The 21301-nt window shown below is 66.9% G+C and carries 3 protein-coding genes (1 of these 3 cut by a window edge); all 3 read left to right on the top strand.

From position 1 onward, the window contains the following. Tightly spaced (each overlapping or abutting the next), the 3 genes in view from ACH4YL_RS25060 to ACH4YL_RS25050 form a layout consistent with a single transcriptional unit that may run on beyond the window. Positions 1-537 carry a YbaB/EbfC family nucleoid-associated protein gene (locus ACH4YL_RS25060; RefSeq protein WP_398509669.1) on the top strand — a complete coding sequence of 179 codons (537 nt, stop codon included), beginning with the start codon at positions 1-3 and terminating at the stop codon, positions 535-537. Next, positions 530-916, top strand: coding sequence for a hypothetical protein (locus ACH4YL_RS25055; protein ID WP_398509668.1), 387 nt, complete (start codon positions 530-532; stop codon positions 914-916). Before ACH4YL_RS25060 ends, ACH4YL_RS25055 begins: the two co-directional genes overlap by 8 nt. Next, a protein-coding gene (locus ACH4YL_RS25050; protein ID WP_398509667.1) for a hypothetical protein crosses the window boundary here: on the top strand, positions 903-21301 show its beginning. 45814 nt of this gene lie beyond the right edge of the window; 20399 of the gene's 66213 nt are visible here — the first part of the coding sequence; its start codon is at positions 903-905; the stop codon falls past the right edge of the window. The genes ACH4YL_RS25055 and ACH4YL_RS25050 overlap by 14 nt, the downstream gene beginning before the upstream one ends.

The raw sequence follows: 21301 nt of genomic DNA, 5'->3' as shown, positions 1-21301 counted from the left end.
ATGACACAGCCCATGGACAGGGATTCCGTCCTCAAGCAGATCGAGCAGGCAAGGGCCGCGCTCGAGGAGACCCAGGCGGCGATCGAAAAGGTCGAGTCGCGGATGCACGCGACGTCGTCGAAGGTCCGTTCGCGCGATCGAAGCGTGGAAGTGGAAGTGGGCGCACGCGGCGATCTGTTGAAGATCCGCTTCCTGGAGAACAAGTACCGCACCATGAGCGCGAATCAGCTTGCGGACTCCGTACTCGAGGCGATTGGTAACGCGCGCAGCCGGCAGGCACAGCAGGTCATCGACGCGTACAAGCCGATCGCCGATGAGATCACTGAACTTCCGGGGATCAGTGACCGTATTAACTGGGACGGCATATTCGGCCCGTTGGAGGAGACAGCCAAGGGCGGCGCATCGAAGAACGCAGGCAGTCGGCTGCATGACGAAATCCACGAGGACGACGAACCGTCGGCATCGCAGCTGGGTGCGGAACAGAGTTCCGCCAAGGATCGGTCCAGCAAGAAGGGCCGGAGGGGCCGGGATGGTTAGCAACGGCAATTTCGAAGCGGATCAGCACGAGCTGGTCGTGGCGGCGAAAGTTCTCGTCGAGCTCGCGAACTACGCCGCAGCGCTCGGCACGGACTTCGAGAAGCTGATGAACATTTACAAGTTCTGGCACATGCCGAGCGGCGAGGCCGATCGGGATGAATTCTCCTACGAAGTGGGAGTCCCGTCGGATGCGATGTTCAAAGACCTGATCGAGACCTACCTCGCTCTCATCAAGGTGCTCGTCGCCGCCCACGATCCGGTCACGCTGGCCGGCAAGGAGCTGGAGAACACGCAGCAAGGGCACGTGCAGGCGATCGACGAGAGCCGCAATTACACCGAGAATTTCAACCCGTACGAGGCAAAAAATGGCCGCAAGTAGCGGTAGCGGTGGCAAAGGCGTAATCGGCAGCGGCAAAGGCGGCGGCTCCGAGAACGGCTCCATACCGGGCGACATCACGCCCACCAAGGAAGAAGACGACCTGGTCTTCACCCTGGTGGGCCAGAGGTTTCCGAAGGCCAGCGAGACGATGGCCTACGAAGCCAGTGGTGTCATGCTGGACGCCTCGTTCGGACTGCTTGAGCTCGCCGGGAAGATGAAGGATGCGAACGGCAAGATCAAGTACGGGTTGCCGGCCGAGGCGTACGCCAACTATGAGCGCGTGATCGGCCAGTTGACCGGCGAGGGCGGCCTGATCAACCGCATCGAGCAGTTCAGGTCGAACCTGACGCGGGCTGGCGACGGCCAGGTCCAACAGTCACTCAATGTGCAGAACTCGAAGTGGCAGCTCATCGCGGAAGTGATCGTCTTCCAGATCGAGCTCGCCTTTCTGATGTCTCTTCTGGCGTTCACTGGTGGCGCGTCCGCCACGGAGATCCTGCTCCTGAAGATGCGCACCCGCCTTGCCATGCTGCTCACCATTTACCTCATGCTCAGCCGCGCCCAGGTGACTCCCGCGCTCGAGCAGGGCCTGCAGGAAGCGTTCACCGCACTGTTCACGCAGATCGCGCAGCAGAACCTGAACACCGGCCGGGCCCGCCCGAAGTCCATCGACGGCATCGACATCGCCAAGTCCTTCACCCTCGGTCTCTTCGCCGGATTCCTCGCAGGTGGCATCGGCGCCGGCCTCGCCGGCGCCCTCAAGACCATTTTCAAGCCGCTCTTCGACAACAAGTTCGCCGCCGACTTCGTCAACGACTTCACCCAGATCCCCGGCGAAACCATCGCTGAACCCACCGCCGGCTACCTCGTCAACGGGTTGTACGACGGCAAGTGGGAGTTCGAGGCCGACGAGATGTTCGGCGCGGCGGTCAGCGCCTCCACCGAGGTCGTCGTCTTCGGCGCCGGCGCCGCCGGCGGTTTCGCCATATACAAGAAGTTCTTCGCCCCCCGCCCCGACTTCAGCTTCAGCGATCTCAACAACACCCCGAAACCCGACTCCAACTCCAACTCCATCACCACCAACAACACCATCAACGACACACGCACCGACACCCAGTCCGCGGACTTCGACCCCGTACCGCCCTACTCACCGCCGCCACCCTCCTACACCGCCACCAACACCACCGACGTCAACGGCAACAACCTCATCGGCAACGACTTCAACCCGGGCCCGGATTTCAACCCGGACGGCAACGGCTTCGTCTCGAACGCCAACACCGTCGGTTCGAACCCGTACAACGTGCATGGCACCGGCGGCGACCTCGACACCCCGCCGGACAACTCCACGTTCGACACCCCCTTCAACACCGGCAGCACCCTGCCGCCGCCCTACTCCACCACCGACAACAACAACGTCGGCCCCAGCACCACCGACCCGCGCACCACCGGCCTCATCGACAACGGTCTGCTCGACGGCCTGCCGCCCAACGTCAACTCCCTGGTGAACAACCCGACCGGCGGCAACCTCAACGGTTCCGGCTCGAACCGCGACGGGTTCAACACCGGCCTCGGCGACCTCGAACCCAACGGCCTCGACCTCACCGGCGGCCCGCTCGGCAACGGCCTACTCAACAGCAGTACCCTGCCACCGCCGCTCACCAACTCCCCCCTCACCAACAGCGGGTTGACCAGCAGCGGCCTCAACAACCCCGGTCTGTCGAATACCGGCAACGCGCTACCGCCACCACTCACCAACGGCACCAACACCTCGTCCGACACCAACTTCAACGACCTCATCGACCTCGGCGACCCGAGCCCGACGGACGACACCCTCGGCCATAACGGTCCGAACGAGACGGGTCCCGGCGACTCCGCCGGCAGCAACAACCCCGCGCTCAACACCCCGGGCGCGGGCGGCAACCCGGGCCCTCAGCACCTCCCCCAGACCGCAACCACGCCGGACCCTGCCCACGCCTACCGCGGCGCGCAGGACGACGGTCAGACGCAGTTCGGCGAGACCCCCTACGACCTCAGCGAGCTCACGCCCGACACCACTGCCGACCCCACAACCGCAGACACCACCAGCACCGACACCGCGAGCACGGTCCCCACCAACACCGGCTCGGCTCCCCGCACCAACCCGCTGCACGCTCCGGCGCAGGCCTGGGCCAACACCCTCAACTCCCCCCAGCTCAATCTGGGCGTTCCCGCCGACCCGGAAGAATTCATCGACTGGCTCACCCAGAACGTCACGGCGGCCGACCTTCCGCTCACCCATCCCCTCCTCACCACGCTCCCCGTCGACCAGGCCGACCGCCTCGCCACGTCCGGCTCCATCACAGAGAGCCACCGCCTTGAGGCGGAGCTCATCGGCAACGGACGTATCCCGCGCGCCAGCACCACCATCACTCCCGTCGCGCTCTTCACCGACCTCCTCGCGAGCGCGGCAAACCTCCCGACGACCAGCACCCCCACCGCCGGCCAGACTCCCGGTGCCGAAGACCAGACCCCCGAGCCCGCCCTGGCCGAGCTCCCTCAACTCCTCGCCACCACGGCCGCATCCGTCGCCTCCCGCACGCACAACGTCACCCTCAGCCTGGTCAGCACCGACCCCACCACCGGCGCCACCGCCGAGGTCAAGTTCGGCTCCGACCCGCTCCCCCACGCCGCTCTCATCCACGACGGCTCCGGCTACCGCACCGCCACCCCGGCCGGTTTCGCCGCACCCACGGGCTCGTCCCTGCCCACGACCAGTTCCCTGCCCGGCAAGCGCACCCGCGAAGCTGCCGAGGACAGTGGCTACGAGTCCGCCACCGACTCAGGTTCCGACACCAGCTCCGTATTCGGCGAGGATGAACTCCCCGGCCCCATGGGCCGTATCGCGACCAGCGGCGAGTTCGAAGTCCCCACCAGCACGGCCGCCGCCACCGTCGGCAAGCTCGCACCCCGTGCGCCGCTCGACCCCTCGGAGCTCCCCACCCTCGCGGCATACAACCCGGGGGTTCGTGTCGCCGACGCCCCCTTCAACGTAGGCCCCCCGCTCACGGTCAGCGGACCGCCGCCGGCTCCGGAACGGTTCGACCCAGTGGCGCTGCACCGGCTGCTGCACAACAACCATTTCGCGCTCACGAGCACCCTGAACCTGTTCGCCGGACGCGACTGGACGTCAGATGGCGACTATTTCGGGGCGCAGGTCGACCCGACGAACATCTTCGTGTACGACATCGCTCCGGACGGCCTTCAGCTGGGCAGCCCGCCAACTCCGCTGACTGCTCCGTGGAGCCATGAATCGCCCTATGTCATCGCGGGTGATTTCAACGATGACGGGAACATGGTGCTGCCGGGCAGCCGCACGGACGAGAATCCGGCGGGCCTGCTGGTCCACCCCTCGGATGTCGCTCAAGCCGTCCTCCTTGACCCCAACATGCCACCGAACGCCCGCGTGATCTTCGCCGGCCGCAACTCCCACATCGCACAGCAGCGGACCGCCAACGAGCTCGGCACCCACACCTGGGGCTCCACCCAGGACGGCGGCCTCACGGTGACCCGCAACGCCGACGGTCTCGCGCAGTCGCTGCAAGTCACGGCGTACAACCACCACCCGGGCCTGAACTGGCCCATCGGCGGTTTCATTCGCACCAGCCCGGCCGCTCCGCGCATCGAGCCGGACCTGGACAAGGTCTACACCTCCTCCGACGGCACACACCGGTTCTCCCTACGGCAGATCGTCAAGTCGTACGCGCGGGTGCCCTCTTCGGCCGACGGGACCACACGGCCGGCGGTCGTCCTCAATCCGACCGTCGACCGCCGCCGAGCCTACGTGCACTACCTCGACCAGAGCGTCGCTCTGCTCGGAATCCAGTCCGAGGGCCGTCCGGAGTACATGGACAAGGAACCGCTGTCGGGGCAGCGCTCCGCCGTCCAGCAGGTCATCGCGATCCATGGCGGACCGGAAGGTGTCGCCTTCGAGGTCGAGGGCCGGCATGTCATGGTGTCCAAGGCCGTCGCCGCCGAGATCATCGCGGACCTGCCGGAGGTGCTCAACGCGCCCCCGGGCGCCGAGATCCGCCTTGACTCCTGCCTCAGCGGCTACGCCGCCAACACCGCGGAGCCTTACTACGAGCACAGCGGCGTGCTTCCGCAGGCCGCCCTCGATCCGCTGGACGACGAAGGCATCGCTCTCGGTCAGCTCGCCGCCAACAGGGCCGGGCGCACGCTCACCGCCACGACTCTCCTGTCAGGTCCCACGGACAAGGGCATCGGCTTCCTCGGCCTGCCCGGCAAACCGCGCTCCGAGCGGGTCACCTATTCTCCGGAGCCCACGCAGGCGGTCCTGAACGCCTACGCGCAGTATCTGGGTGCCGTGCCACAAGGCATGGCAAGCCACGGCTCCCGCGTTCGTGTCCTGCGTCTGGTACGAGCGCTGCGGCTCAAGTTCGGCCACGACATCGACCTCAAGCCCGAGTTTCCGAGTCTGCTCCAGGCCCTCTGGATCCTCGACGACGTGTCCCTCACACGGACCGGCAACTGGGTGCTGCCGTTCCGCCTCGAGATGCTGGACCACTTCACGCGGTTCCGCACCAACGTCAAGAACCCGACGCCTGACGACTACCGCACCGCGCTGCAGGACGTCCACACGTTGCTGCAGCAGAAGCCGCCGGGCGCGAGACTGACACTTGTCGACGTGTCGCCCTACGCGCACCGAGTGCTCAACCCGGGACCGCAGGACCCCGCTCGTCTCACCCCGGTCGAATCGGTTCCGAAGCACGCGTTCGACGGGTTGCGGCCGGACCGCCAGGAATACATCCAGGAAGCCACTCATCGCTTCGTGTGGGCACAGGCGGACGCCCGTCACCGCTTGCACCTGTGGGGAGACTCCATCCACCGGGACGGCTGGGCGCATGACGTCCTGCACGTGAACCGGAACACTCAGTGGACCGCGGAACTCGCGGCCGAGTTCGAGAAGCTCCTCGTCAAGGCCCTCGCGGTTGGCATCGATCCGGACGAGCCCGGGGCACTCGGCGCCCTCCACCTGTGGGAAATGGGCTGGCACACCAGCGTCAGCTCCCTCTCGGCACGCAGGAACGCGGACCGCACTCGTCGGACACGAGATTCCACGGTGGTGCGCTGGAACGTTTCCGGCCAGGACCTCCCCGGCGGAATTGTCAGCACATCTGCATATGAGAGCCCCGCCGGCGTCCAGTTGAGCGCGGCGAACATCGACGTCTTCAAGTACAAGACTCCATGGATGGACGGCGTACCTGACGCTCCTGCCTCCGCGCACCCGCCCGAGACAGGTGAGTCGCGCACACAGAAGATGGTCACGCAGAACCTCGTCCTGGCCGCCGAGCGCGTCAACGGTCGCATCCCGGTTGATGTCGGCGGCGGGAACAGGCTCGCGGCCACCGACGTCGAGGTGGCGTATCTGCTCACGCGCCTCGACAAGACGCTGGCCAACCGCAATCAGGACGACCCCATCATCCTCGCGATGGAGGACCCGGGGGACCTCCCTGCGCTTCTTGCGAAGATGAGTGCCCACGAGATCAGGTTCACCGAGCGTCCGTTCAGGATGCACACCGAGAACAACGTCACGACTTCCAAGATGATTACGGAGCGGGCCGGCTGGGAGTCGACGCATTGGACCGAATACCCGGGCCACGTGTCGCATCTGACCGCCCATGAGAAGCCGCAGCTCCTTGCCGTCAACCACCCCACGTCCCTCGCGCCCTCTCCGGCGGGCTACGACAACGAGTATCTCTCGGCCGGCGATACCGACAGCTCCGCCGATGACTCCGACTTCGGCTCTGACTTCGGCTTCGGCTCGGAGTCGGACTCCGACGTGCGTTCCGACACCACGTATGGCGATATGGACACGCCGTCCGACAGTCCGCCGCACGATGATTCCAAGACCCGGATCGGCCCCGCAGCTGCCACTGCCGCGGACAAGATCGCTCCCGGCGCGCCCCTCGACCCCTCGCAGGTGCCCGCCCTCGCGGCCTTCAACCCTCCCCGGGACGCCCCCGCCGAGGATCCCTCGCTCGTCCCGCTCAGGCCCACCGCGGCGCGGCCGGCTCCGGAGCGGATCCCCGCTGACCAGCTGGACCCACTGCTGCACCACCCCGACTTGGTGCTCATGGACTATCTGGGCGGGTTCGCCGGACGCGACTGGACAGAGAACAGCGGGTACGGCCGCCTGCAGGTCGACCCGTCAAGCATCTACATCTATGACATCTCGGACAGCGGTGTTCCGAAGCCTCTCCCCAGCGATGCCCTGACGGCGCCCTGGGGCAACGAGCCGCTCTATCTCGTCGTGGCCGAGTTCAACCAAGACGGGTACATGGTGCTCCCGGCCAGCCGTACTGCCGAACATCCGGAGGGGCTGCTCGTCCACCACTCGGATGTCGTCGGCGCCATCCATCGGGATCCCCTGCGGGCCGCGAACGCCCGGGTGGTCTTCGTCGGCCCCCGAGCCTTGGGTCCGGCGCAGGAGGCCGCCGATCGCTCCTTCTCCCACAACTTCGCCTCCACCCAGGACGGCGGTCTGGAGGTGATCTTCGACGACAACGGCCGCCCGTTTCTGAACATCGCGGCCTACAACCACCACCCGGGCCTGAACATGCCGATCGGCGGGTTCGTCCGCACCAACCCCAGGTTGGCGCCGACCCCGGAGCCCGACCTGGACCGGGTCTTTGAATCCGCCGACGGAACGCACCGGTTCACCCTGCGGCAGCTCGTCAACTCGTATGCCCTGGTCAACTCTTCGGCCAGTGGGACCAAACTGCCGTCGGTCGTCATCGACCCCACACCTGACCGCCGCCGAGCCTACGAGGGCTACCTCGACCAGAGCGAAACTCTGTACGGCGTAGAACTCGAGGGCGGTCCCAAGTATGTGACCCGAGGACGGCCACTCGAGCAGCCTTCCGGCCTCCAGCAGGTCATCGCGGTTCACGGCGGTCCCGAGGGTGTCATCTTCGGGATCGAGGGCCGGCGCGTCTTGGTGTCCAAGGAAGTCGCCGCGGAGATCTTCGCGAATCTGCCGCAGGTGCTCGGAGCGCCCGCCGGCACCGAGTTCCTCCTCGACTCCTGCTTCGGCGCCTACAGCGCCAACACCGACGAGCTGTACTACGAGCACAGCGGAACGCTGCCGGCGCCGCACCTCGATCCGCTGTCCAACGACGGGATTCCCCTCGGCCAGCTTGTCGCCAATAGGACCGGGAGCGTGTTCACCGCCTCCGAGCTCGTGTCCGGTCCCACGGACAAGGGAATCGGCTTCCTCGGGCTGCCCGGCAGGAAGAAGTCCAAGCGGCTCACCTATCACCCGGAGCCCTCACCGGCGACGCTCGACTCCTACGCGACTCATCTCGGCGCCCCCATGGCGTCCGCCTCGGAGGTCTATACATCCCGCAGGAAGGTCTTGCGCCTGGTACGAGCGCTGCGCCTCAAGCTCGGGCCCGCGATCGACAGCAGTCCCGACTTCCGACTGTTGCTCGAAGCGCTGTGGACCCTCGACGTCGTGTCCCGCACACGCGTCGAATCATCCAACAGGCGCCCCCGAAATGTGCCGTTCCGCATGGACATGTGGGACCACCTCACGCGATACCGCAGCGTCCAGTCCGACGGCGACTTCACGCACATGGCGCCGGAGGACTACCGCGGGGCGCTTCATCACATCCACACGTTGCAGCAGAATAAGCCGCGGGGCGAGTACCTGCAGCTTGACGAGGTGTCACCGTTCGCGCAGGACGTGGTGAACTCGGACCAGCAGACCCCCGGTGACCCTGCGCTGCTCAGCGCGGTCCCGCGTTACGCGTTCCCGGGACTACGGGAAGACAGTTCGGATTACCAGTGGGAAGCGGTGCAGCGTGTCGTATGGGCGCGGGCTGATGCCCGGATGCGCATACAGCACTGGGGAAACCTCATCCACCAGTACGGCTGGGCGCATGACGTGCTGCATGCGGACAAGTCCACCCCTTGGAGCCCGGACCTTCAGTCCCGGTTCGAGACACTGGTGACGAAAGCCATCGCAGCAGGCATCGACCCGGCGGAAGAAGGGGCACTCGGCGCCCTCGACATCTGGGAAAGGGGCTGGCACACGAGCCGGACCAAAGTCCCCAACATGAGGCGGGACGACCGCAAGCTCAAAACCGTGGGCGGCAGCCACGGGGTGCGCTGGAACCTGTCCCCTCAGAGACTCGTTCCCGGCGGCGTGACCGGCATCATCAGTTCCAAGGCATTCGCCCCCCCCAACATCGCGGCGCCGCCCTCAAACCTCAAGCCGTACGCGTACAGACCTCCGTGGATGCCCGAGCCAGGCGCCGCGAATGCAGCCGTGGACACTCCTCCTTCGCGCACGCCAAAATTGTCACGGCAAAACCTCGTCCTGGCCGGCGTGCGCTTGGCCAACGGGCGCATCCCGGTCGAAGTGGCCCCCGGGGAGGAGGTCGAGGCGACCACCGCCGAAGTCGCGTTTCTGGTCGGGGACCTCGACAAGACGCTGGCCAACCGCAATCTGGACGACCCCATCGTCGTCGCGATGCACAACCCAGGGGATCTCCCCGACAAGCTCGTCATGAAGACCGGCCACGAGATCAACTACACGGATGACCCCCTCAGGTTCGCCACGCAGTACGACGTAGACAGCCACTACATGGTGACAAGGGCGGCGGGCTGGAAGACTAAGCATTGGACCCTCCCCGCCACCGAGCCGCAGCTGAGCGACGCGGAGAAGCCGACGCTGGTGGCGGTCAACCGCAGCACCGCGTTCGCGCCCGCTCCCGCGAGCCACCAGAGCCGCTCCGAGAGCGAGTCCGCCCGGGACAAGCTCGCGCCCGGCGCCCGCCTCGACCCCTCGCAAGTGCCCGACCTCGCGACGTTCAACCCTCCTCGCCGTCGGCCCGCCCAGGTCCAGGCGTCTGAGCCTCCCCCGCTCAAGCCCGCCACACGGCGGCAGGCCCCGCCTCCGATCGACACGGTCGAGCTCCACCGGCTGCTGCACGATGGCGCCTCCGCGTTCAAAGACCAGCACGGCCGGTTCGCCGGACACGACTGGACACCGTCCGGCTCGTTCCATCAGCTGCCGGTCGACTCGTCGCTCCTCTACGTCTACGACGTCCCGGAAGGCCCTGATCCGGAGTCTGAGTTCCGCAATGTGCTGAAGGCACCCTGGAGCAACGAACAGCTCTATCTCATCGCGGCCGAATTCACCGACGACGGATACATGGTGCTCCCGGGCAGCCGGACGTACGACAATCTGGACGGCAGGCTCGTCCGTGCCTCGGATGTCGCCCAAGCAATCCGCATGGATCCCAACCGGCCCCCGAATGCTCGAGTGGTTTTCGTGGGTCCCAACTCCCAGGTGCCACGGCGGGAGACCGCCAAGAGCCTCAACGCCCACAACTTTGCGTCCACCCAGGACGGCGGTTTGGAGTTTGGCTACAACGAACAGGGCGAGCTGGTCGGGCTGCGCATCACGGCCTACAACCACCACCGGAACCTGGACATGCCCCTCGGCGGATTCGTCCGCACCAACCCGGACTTCACGCCGGAAACGGTCGCCGACGAAGCCCGGCTCTACACCTCCAAGGACGGCAAGCACCGGTTCACCCTGCGACAGATCCTCAAGTCGTACGCCCTGGTCAACTCGACGGCTGTCGACTCGACGGCTGTCGACGAGACCCTGCCGCCGGAGCGCCGCTTCAAACGGCCGGCGGTCGTCTTCGACCCCACTCCTGACCGCCGCAGAGCGTACGAGGGCTACCTCGACCAGAGCCAAACTCTGTACGGCATGGAACTCGAGGGCGGTCCCAAGTACTTGGCCCGAGGGCTGCCGCTCGAGCAGCCTTCCGCGCTCCAGCAGGTCATCGCGATCCACGGCGGTCCCGAGGGTGTCACCTTCGAGGTCGAGGGCGTACATGTGACGGTGCCCCAGGACGTCGCCGTCGACATCCTGGCCGACCTGCCTGAGGTGCGCAACGCACCCCCGGGCACCGAGATCCTCCTCGACAACTGCCTCAGCGCCTACAGCTTCAACCCCCACGAGCCGTACTACGAGCACAGCGGCATGCTGCCCGCGCGCGCCCTCGACCCGCTGGCCGACAGTGGGATTCCCTTCGGCCAGCGCGCCGCCAACAAGTTCAATCGCGCGGTCACCGCAAGCACTCTGCTGTCCGGCCCCACGAACAAGGGCATCGGCTTCCTCGGCCTGCCCGGCCAGGAGAAGTCCGAGCGCGTCAGGTACCTCCCGGAACCCACTCGAGCGCAACTCGACATCTATGCGGGGTATTTGGGCGCCGACATGTCCCCCGAGCACGCAGCCGTATCCCGCCGCCATGTCTTGCGTCTGGTACGAGCGCTGCGGCTCAAGTTCGGCTCCGAGATCGAAACCATTCTGGACTTCCCGCAGTTGCTCGAGGCCGGCTGGGTCCTGGACCAGGTGTCCCGCATTGAGCAGCAGCTGCCGTTCCGCATGGAGCTGTGGAATCACCTGGCGCGGTCCCTCAGCGAAGGTGTGGAGCCGACGCCGGCGCATTACCGCTCTGCGCTCCACCGCATCCACACCCTGCAGAGTAAGAAGTCGCAGGGCCAGCTTCTGACGCTGCACGAGGTGTCATCGTACGCATACGCGGTGGTACAGCCGGGTCCCGTGAACAGGGTGGATCCCGAGCCGCTCAAGGCGGTCCCGCGCCACGCGTTCCCGGGGCTGCTGGAAGGCAGCGTGATTCAACGGCAGGAGGCCAGGGAACGAGCCGTGTGGGCGCGGGCCGACGCCCGGATGTGGCTGGATCAGTGGGGAGCCGTTGTCCAGTACGGCTTCGCGCAAGACGCGCTGCACAAGCCGCGGAACACGCCCTGGGACACCATCCGGGATGAGTTCGAGGCTCTGCTGACGAAAGCCATCGCGGTAGGCATCGACCCGCTCGAGGTCGGGGCACTCGGCGCGCTCCACCTCTGGGAAATGGGCTGGCATCGCAAGGTCGACGAGGCCGCGAGCAAGAGGAGGGTTGAAGGCGCGCGTTTGCCATGGGACGGCAGAACGATCCGCTGGAACCTGTCCGGCCAGAGGTTCTTCGGCAACATGAGAAGGATCACCAACGTCGTCGCGTACGAGGTCCCCGACGACGGCGATCAGCTGCCCAATAGCCTCAGACCCTTCGAATACACCACCCCATGGATGGACGAAGAGAAGGCGAAGCGCGCCACAGCAGAACAGTCGCACACGCCGAAACTGGCCCCGCAGAACCTCGTCCTGGCCGCCGTGCGCCTGCCCAACGGACGCATCGCGGTCGAAGTCGACAACGGTGTGGTGCTCGAGGCCACCGACGAAGAAGTCGCGTATCTGATCGCGCACTTGGACCCGTCGCTGGCGTACCGCAACCAGGACGACCCCATCGTGCTCGCGATGCAGGATCCTGGGGCCCTCCCGGCGTTGTTCGCCCAGAGGACCGCCCACAAGACCAAGTTCACTCGGCTCCCCTTCAGGTTGCACACCTACTCCCGCGCTGACACGGCCGCCATGATCACCGAGCGGAGGGGCTGGGACTCGGCCAGTTGGAGCTTCTCGGACAGCGAGCCGCAGCTGAGCGACGCGGAGAGGCCGACGCTGGTGGCGGTCAACCCCACCGCGTTCGCGCCCGCTCCTACGAGCCACGAAAACCGATCCGAGAGCGAGTCCGACAGCTCCGGCACCGACTCAGGCTCCGACATCGGCTCCGAGCCGGACTCCGACACCACCTACAGCGATACGGGCAGCATCAAGGACGACCTCGGCTCAGAATCCGACTTCGACCTCAGCAGCCCGAAGACCGGCGGCACCACCAACCTGTTCGCCGACGTGCTGGCCTTCGATGCCGGCCCGGACTCGTCGGCTGCCGGCCCGCCCCCCAAAGAGGTCGTGCTCAACCCCGGGGGCTCCTCCGCGGCCCAGACCGGCGCGGTCGCGCTCGGGCCGGAACGGTCTGAGCCACCTTGGGTGGACCGCGAGATCGTGGCCCCCTTCCTCACGGTCACGGCCCAGATCAAACGTGCCGTCAGGGGAGGGTCGACGGACCGGATCGCCGGATTCGACTGGCGGCCGGGCGCCTCGGGAGACACCCCGCCGCTCTCGGCCGAGACCCTGTTCGTCCAATCCGCCGGATCGAACCCGGTACCCAGGGGCAACACCCCTTGGAACACCGAGCACGGTGCCATCGATGTGATGATTTTCGTCGGCACCTACAACAGTGACGGCTACATGCTGGCTCCGAATGGCGAGCCCATGCCACATGAGCAGGTGGCCTCCCTGGCCAGGTGGGCCCTGCTCCAGGCCAAGTCGGACGCCTGGCCGGTGTTCGTCGGTACGAACTCCCAAGGGCCGCAGCGGGCGGCAGCCGTTCTCCTGGAACGTCCGGCCTACGGCATGACGCATGAGGCCGACCTCATCAGCCTGCGGGCCGACAGCTCCAACCGCGAGTACTCCGTCATCGCACTCAAGGAGGAGTCGGCGGATGCTCAGCTCGGCGGTGTGATCCGCATCGACGCACCGTCAGGCGGCATCGTCAGAAAGGTCGACGAGAACGAGATCTTTGAATCCATCGGCGGCAAGGTGCAGTTCAGGCGTCATCAGGTCGAGTTCCTGAACATCCAGGTGTCCGAAACCGGCACGCCGCTCATCGACTTCGCCCCCACGGAGCAGCGGAGGCACCTCTACCAGTTTGCCTACCGCCACAAGAAGGACCAACTCGGCGTACTGGCCCAGGGGGAGCTGCAGTTCCCCAGGGAGCAGGCGGTCTCCTTCGATCTCAAGACGCGCTACATCGCCGGACACGGCGGCCCGGGCTACGGCGACTTCATCGTCGACGGCAAACCCGTGCGGGTGTCGGCCAAGACGGCCGGCCTGATCATCGGCGGTATGCCCGTGCTACGGGAGCTCCCGAAGGGGAGCCGGATCGTTCTCACCCCCTGCAACTCCGCCTTGGGCTCGGACAATCCGAACCGCTACTACAAGCACAGCGGGACAATCCCGGAGGCTGTCGACGACCCGCTCTCCGACGACGGCCAGCCGATGCAGCAGTGGGCAGCCAACCGCTCGCGCCATCATGTCTTCGCCTCGGAGGGCTTCGCCGGCATCACCGACCAGGGTTTCGCGTACGTGGGTGTGCCCGGCCAGTCGCCCCATCTCATGGAGCGGAGGCCGGAACCCCGCAAGCCCACAATCGGCGAGCTGGCGGTGAAGTTCGGCCTGGAGAACAGACCATCGCACCGGGAACTCGTGTTGCGCTCGATCCGCGCGATCCGCCTGCTGACCGGCTTCGCGATCGAGGACGGCATCGAGCACGACACCGAGGCCGAGGCGAAATACCACAGGGTGTTGGAAGGTGTCATCAGAGCGGTACAGGCAGTCCGCAGCAACGCCGCGGTGCACAGCCTGTCGCCCGACCTCCGGCTGGAAATGCTGGTCCACATCGCGCGGCTCCATGCCAAGACACAGAACCCCACACCCGACGACTACCTGCGGATCTTTGAGAACATCACGGTCCAGAACCACACTTCCCTGGCCCAGATCATGCCGCCGCTTCAGGCCGTGGCCGACTATGCACGCGCCTTTCCGGACGAACTCCTCATCGCCGCCGGCCACCACACGCTACGACGCGATGAAGGCGGCAACCCCACGACGCTGCCCAGGGCCGGCCGGGACCGGGAGCAGCTCATCCGCATGCGCGCCCTGTGGGCCCTGGCCGACGCACACCGGCAGCTGGCCGAGTGGAAACTCCAAGGCACCGACGTGCAGATCGGGACCGCCGTCCTGCACCTCGCTCAGGACGAGGCGTGGGAGCCCGACGTCCACGAGGCCAGGCTCCTGCGGCTCATCACCCAGGCGCACTTCCGGCGCATCCCCATGTCCTTGGAGGCACTGGGCGCCCTTCACATCTGGGAGTCGGGCTTCCACTACCACTTCGCCCCGAGCTTCGACCTCACTGCAAAGGACGCCCAGCGCAACCGGGTCAACCACACCGTGCGCTGGGACCTCACGGGCCAGTCGCTGAGCACGCGCGAACCCCTCACCATCGACACCACGTCCGTGCGAAGGCAGCGCCCCGACGGCACGTGGGAGGCCGGGCCGGCGCCGTGGAAGGACTACCTCACGCCCCCACCGAGCCTGCACAGCAGCGATCGCTCGGCGGACAGCCTCGCCCCGCAGACCCTCATCCTGTACGGACACCGGCTGGACAACGGCCTCATCGCGGTGACCGTGCCCACCAGCTTCCCCGACCGGATCTCCGAACCCACCTGGCGCACCTTCCACGCCACGGACGAGGAAGTCGCCCACCTGATACGCGACTTCAGCCTCGTTCTGGCGAACCGCAATCAGCGCGATCCGTTCGTCATCGCCATGAAGCCCGGCAAACTGCCGCTGCTGTTCGGTGGAAGGTTCGGGCATCCGACGTTCTACCAGCTGAGCGGTCCCCGTCTGATGCACTCGCTCACCCCTGACGCCTCATACCAGCTTGCCGACGGCGAGAATGCGGACGGAACGGCCGATGTATGGCAAAAGGTGGAGTTCGGTCCGCGTGCCACTGCGCTGATACCGGATCCGCTCCTGCCACCGAATGCGCTCCCGACATCGGGCGACACCACGAAGTGGTCCCTCAACCCGTCCGACACCCCATCGTCCGCCCCCTCCTCGGAGCCGGTCAGCACCACCGCCGGCTCCGAGCCCGGCGAGGACAGTGGCTACGAGACCGCCACCGATTCCGACAGCGGCTCCACCTTCGGCGCCAACGACACCCAGGACAAGCTCGCACCCGGCGCGCCCCTCGACCCCTCACAAGTGCCCGACCTCGCGACGTACAACCCAAGCGGCAGCGCTGCCCTGCAAGCCGCGCCGGCGCCCGACCGGCTCCGTCCGACGGCACCGCGGCCGGCCCCGCCGGCGATCGACATGGACGAGCTGCACCAAGCGCTGTACGACGAGAGGTTCGCCTTCAAGGACGCCCAGGGCCGGTTCGCCGGGTACGACTGGACACCGTTCCGCTCGGTCCACGGCCTGCCGGTCGACACGTCGCTCCTCTACGTCTATGACGTACCGGCCGGTGAAAATCCGGTGCCGTCGATCAGGAATGTGCTGCAGGCGCCCTGGAGCAACGAACAGCTCTATCTCATCGTGGGCGAGTTCACCGACGACGGATACATGGTGCTCCCGGGCAGCCGCACGGCGGCCAACCCGGAGGGCAGGCTGGTCGACCCATCGGCTGTCGCCGACGCCATCTTCATGGATCCCAACCGGCTCTCGCTCGGACAGGCCCGAGTGGTCTTCCTGGGTCCCAACTCCCGGGGCCCGCAGCGGGAGACCGCCAAGAAGCTCTTCCACCACAACTTCGCCACCACCCAGGACGGCGGCCTTGAGGTGGGTTACGACGAACAAGGCAACCCGCAGTGGATGCGTGTGGCGGCCTACAACCACCATCCGAGCCTGGACATGCCCATCGGCGGGTTCGTCCGCACCAACCCGGACTTCACGCCGGAGACGGCCGTCGACGAGGGCCGGATCTACTTCTCCCGTGACGGACAGCACCGGTTCACCCTGCGACAGATCCTCAACTCGTATGCCCTGGTGAGCTCTTCGGCCGACGGGGCCAAACGGCCGGGGATCATCTTCGACCCCACGGACGACCGCCGCAGGGCCTACCAGCACTACCTCGACCAGAGCATCTCCCTGTACGGCATGAAACTCGAGGGCGGCCCCAAGTACTTGCGCCGAGGAGAGCAGATCCAGCGGCCCTCCGCCCTCCAGCAGCTCATCGCGATCCACGGCGGCCCCGACGGTGTCACCTTCGACATCGAGGGCAGGCACGTGACGGTGACCGAGGATGTCGCCATCGACATCCTGGCTGCCCTGCCTGAGGTGCGCAACGCACCCCCGGGCACCGAGATCCTCCTCGACAACTGCCTCAGCGCATACAGCGCCAGCACCGACGAGCCGTACTACGAGCACAGCGGCATGCTGCCCGCGCGCGCCCTGGATCCGCTGTCCGACAAGGGAATCCCCCGCGGCCAGCGCGCCGCCAACAGGTTCCGTCGGACCGTCACTGCCAGCACCCTCATGTCAGGTCCCACCGACAAGGGCATCGGCTTCCTCGGCCTGCCCGGCAAGGTGAAGTCCGAGAACGTCAGGTACCGTCCGGAACCCACACCGGCGGAACTCGAGTCCTATGCGGCGCGTTTGGGCGCCGACATGTCCGCTGTGCAAGTCCCTGAGCCCCGCCAACGTGTCCTGCGACTGGTACGAGCGCTGCGGCTCAAGTTCGGTTCCGAGATCGAGGCCAGTCCCGACTTCCTGGACTTGCTCGAGGCCGGCTGGGCTGTCGACCAGGTATCTGTCAATGAGCACAAGGTTCCGTTCCGCATGGAGCTGTGGGACCACTTGGCGCGGCACCAGAGCCAAGGTGTGGACCCGACGCCGCAGCATTACCGGTTGGCGCTCGGCCGCATCTTCGCTCTGCAGCGCCAGCGGCCGCTGGACCAGCCGCTGACGCTCCTCGATGTGTCGGCGTACGCGTACTCAGTGGTGCAAGCAGGAGCCACGACCACGGTGGATCCCGACCCTGTCAAGTCAGTCCCGCGATACGCGTTCCCGGGGCTGGACGAAGCGAGCAGAACGTACCGGCGGGAGGCCAAGGAACGGGCCCTGTGGGCGCGGGCGGACGCCAGGATGTGGCTGGACCAGTGGGGACCCGCTGTCCAGTTGGGCTTCGCGCAGGACGCGCTGCACAAGCCGCAGCACACAGCCTGGGACTCGATCCGCGACGAGTTCGAGACACTGCTGACGAAGGCCCTCGCGGTAGGTATCGACCCGCTCAAGGTCGGGGCCCTCGGCGCCCTCCACCTGTGGGAAATGGGCTGGCATCGCACACGCCCCGAGCTCGATCGCAAGAGGATCAATGACGCCAAGCGCACGCCATGGAACGGCCGCAGGGTGCGCTGGAATCTGTCCGGCAGCCGGTACCTCGACGATCTGAGCAGCATCACCAGCGTCGAGGCATACGAGTTCCCCGTCGGCTCAGAGCCGCCCGGTCGCCTCACGCGCTTCCGATACACCACCCCATGGATGGCCGAAGAGATCGCGAAGCGCGCCAAGGAAGAGGCGTCGGGTACGCCGAAGCTGGCCCCGCAGAACCTCGTCCTGGCCGTCTTGCGTCTGCCCAATGGGCGCCTCTTGGTCGAACTCGACGACGGTGTGGTGCTCGAGGCCACCGACGAAGAAGTCGCTTATCTGATCGCGCACTTGGACCCGACGCTGGCGTTCCGCAACCAGGACGACCCCATCGTGCTCGCGATGCAGGATCCTGGGGCCCTCCCGGCGTTGGTGGCCCAGGAGACCGCCCACAAGGCCAAGTTCACCCGGCTCCCCTTCAGGTTGCATGCGTACGGTCAATCCAACACGTACGTCATGCTCACCCCGGAAAATGGCTGGGATTCGGCCAGTTGGACCTACCCGGAAAGCGAGCCGCAGCTGGGCAACGCGGAGAAGCCGACGCTGGTGACGGTCAACCCCACCTCGTTCGCGACCGCTCCAGTGAGCCACCCGAGCGGCTCCGAGAGCGGGTTCGACAGCGACACCGGTGACTCCGGCAGCGACTTCGGCTCGGAGTTCGGCTTCGGCTCGGACCAGGACTCCGCCACCACGTACAGCGATACGGACAGCAACAACGGCGACCTCGACTCCGCCGTCGCCTTCGGCGACCCGAAGCCCGACGAGATCACCGACTTGTTCGCCGCCGTGCTCGCCCTCGGTACCGACCCGGTGCTTTCGGTCACCGGCGCGCACCCCGAAGAGGTCGAGCTCAATCCCGGGGGCCCCGCACCGTCCGCCGTCCAGGCGCAAGTTCAGACCCCGCCGGACCTGCCGACGCCACAACCGGTCGACGAGCGCATCGTGCAGGAACTGTTCGACGACCGCCTCCGGATCAAGCGTGCCCTGCCGACAGGGGAATCGGACGAAACCGCCGGATTCGACTGGCGGCCCTTCGCCGGACCGATCCCTCCGCTGGTGGCCGGGCAGGTGTTTGTCCGCACCCCCTCGGGTCTGCAGCCGGTCGGCAGGACGCCCTGGAACACGCAATCCGGCGCACCGCGCGTCAAGGTGTTCGCCGTAGAGATCGACAACGACGGCTTCGTCGTTGCGCCGAACGGCGCCCCCATGCCGCACGAGCAGGTGGCCGCCCTCGCCGCGCGGGCCCTGGGGAACTCGGGCGACCTGGCGGTGTTCGTCGGTGCGAACTCCCAGTGGCCGGCGCGGGCCACGGCCACGCTGCGGAACAGAACCGCATACGGCGTGACGCATGCGGCGACCCTGGCCACCATCAAGGACAGGGCCACCTCCAGGGAATACACCGGCATCGTGCTCACCGCGGCCGAGAGCCCGGAGCTCACCGGTGTGATCCGTTTCGATCCGCCGGCGGCCGCGGTCCGCCCGACAGGGTACGGCGCCAACGACGAGTTCCGCTCCATCGGCGGCAACCGCGCCTTCAAGCGGTACCAGATCGCGAGCCTGAATATCCAGGCGTCCGAGACGGGTACGCCTCTGCGCGACTACGCCCCGACCGACAGGCGGCGTCGCCTCCTGCGGCTGATGCTCCACCATCAGCAGGCCCAGCTCGGCGTCCTGGCGGAAGGCAAGCCCCAGTTCCCGCAGCAGCAGGCGGTTCAGTTCGATCTGAACACCCGCGTCATCGCCGGTCACGGTGGCCCCGGCTACGCCGAGTTCCTCCTCGTCGACGGTGAACGTGTACGGGTGTCGGCGGAGACCGCCGGCAAGATCATCGGTGGCGCCTACGACCTCCAGAATCTTCCGAAGGACGTCCGGGTCGAGATCACGTTGTGCGGAACCGCCACGGGCTCGGACGATCCGGGGCACTACCTCGCGACGAGCGGGACGCTCCCCGAGCAGGTCGACGACGCGCTCGCCAACAGCGCCCAGCCGCCCGGGCAGTGGGTGGCCAACGCGGCCCAGCACACGATCCATGGCCGGCACGGCTTCTCGGGCATCACCGACAAGGGCCCCGCGTGGGTGAATCTGCCCGGGCAGATGACCGATTTCGTGGAGTTCCGGCCGGAACCCACACGGGAGAAGCTCTTCGAACTCGCGCGCAGCCTCGGCATGTTGGGAACCCTCCAGGATCAGGACCTCGTACTGCGCGCGATCCGCGCCGTACGCCTGCGGATCGGCTTCGGGCCGGAGAACGGCATCGAGGACAGCGTCGAGGCCAAGGCGAATTACCACCGGGTCTTGCGTGGGGTCGTCAGAACGGTGCTCGTGGTCGGCGAGCACTTCTCCGTGTCCATGCTGTCGCCGGACTTCCGTATCGAGATGCTGGACTACGCCGTCAGGATCCGCTCCGGGAAGGAAGACCTCACACCCGAGGACTATCTTCACGAAATCGGGCGCATCGCGGACGAGCGGCCCATACACATCTCCGAGATCACACCGGATCTGGAGCAAATAGCCAGGCTGGCCATCAATCAGTTGGCGCCATATGCGCAGGCCGCCGGCGTACGGTCGGACCTCCTCGACGCCGCCGGGCACCACACGCTGCGCCGCGACGGAGCGGGCGCCACCAGCTCGCTGCCGCGGGCGGGCGGACCGGAGCACAACACCCTCGTCACGATGCGCGGCCTGTGGGCCCTGGCCGAAGCCCACCGGCAGCTGGCGGTGTGGCAGGCCGACGACGTGGAGTGGCTGTTCGGGCACCAAGTCCTTCATCTCGATCCGAACGCCACGTGGGGGCCCGACCAACGAGAGCAGTTGCTACGGCTCCTCACCAAGGCGTACTTCCGGCGCATTCCGGTCGGCATGACCGAACTTCGCGCCCTGCATGTGTGGGAGTCGGGCTTCCACGCCTACTTCGACCAGTCCATGGCCCGACTCGGCAAGGAGGCCGAGGATAGCTCCGAGAGCACCACCGTTCGCTGGGACCTCACCGGCCGGTCGCTGGGCGCGGATCAGCATCCGACCATCGACGCCTGGGCCTCGGCCAAGCGCGATGCCGACGGCAACTGGGTGCCCGCCCAGGCTCCCTGGCTGGACTACCTCAAGGCTGTCCCGGACCTCCGTAACAGCAATGAGCCCGAGTCGACGGCGAAGGTCCGGAGGCCGCAGGCCCTCGTCCTGTACGGCGAGCGGAGGGACGACGGCCTCATCCCGGTGGTGGTGCCGGCCACGGCCCCCGGCCCGGACGGCAGCCTCGGCACACAGACGTTCTTCGTCACGGACGATGAACTCGCCTACCTGCTCCTCCACTTCGACCCCGTTCTGGCGCACCGCAACCAGAGCGACCCGATCGTCATCGTCATGAAGCCCGGCAAACTGCCCAAGCTGCTCGGCATGCCGTCGGCTCATCCGACGTTCTT

The sequence above is a fragment of the Streptomyces sp. NPDC020681 genome (assembly GCF_044334895.1).
GTDB lineage: Bacteria > Actinomycetota > Actinomycetes > Streptomycetales > Streptomycetaceae > Streptomyces.
This window is presented reverse-complemented; position numbering and strand designations above follow the sequence as displayed.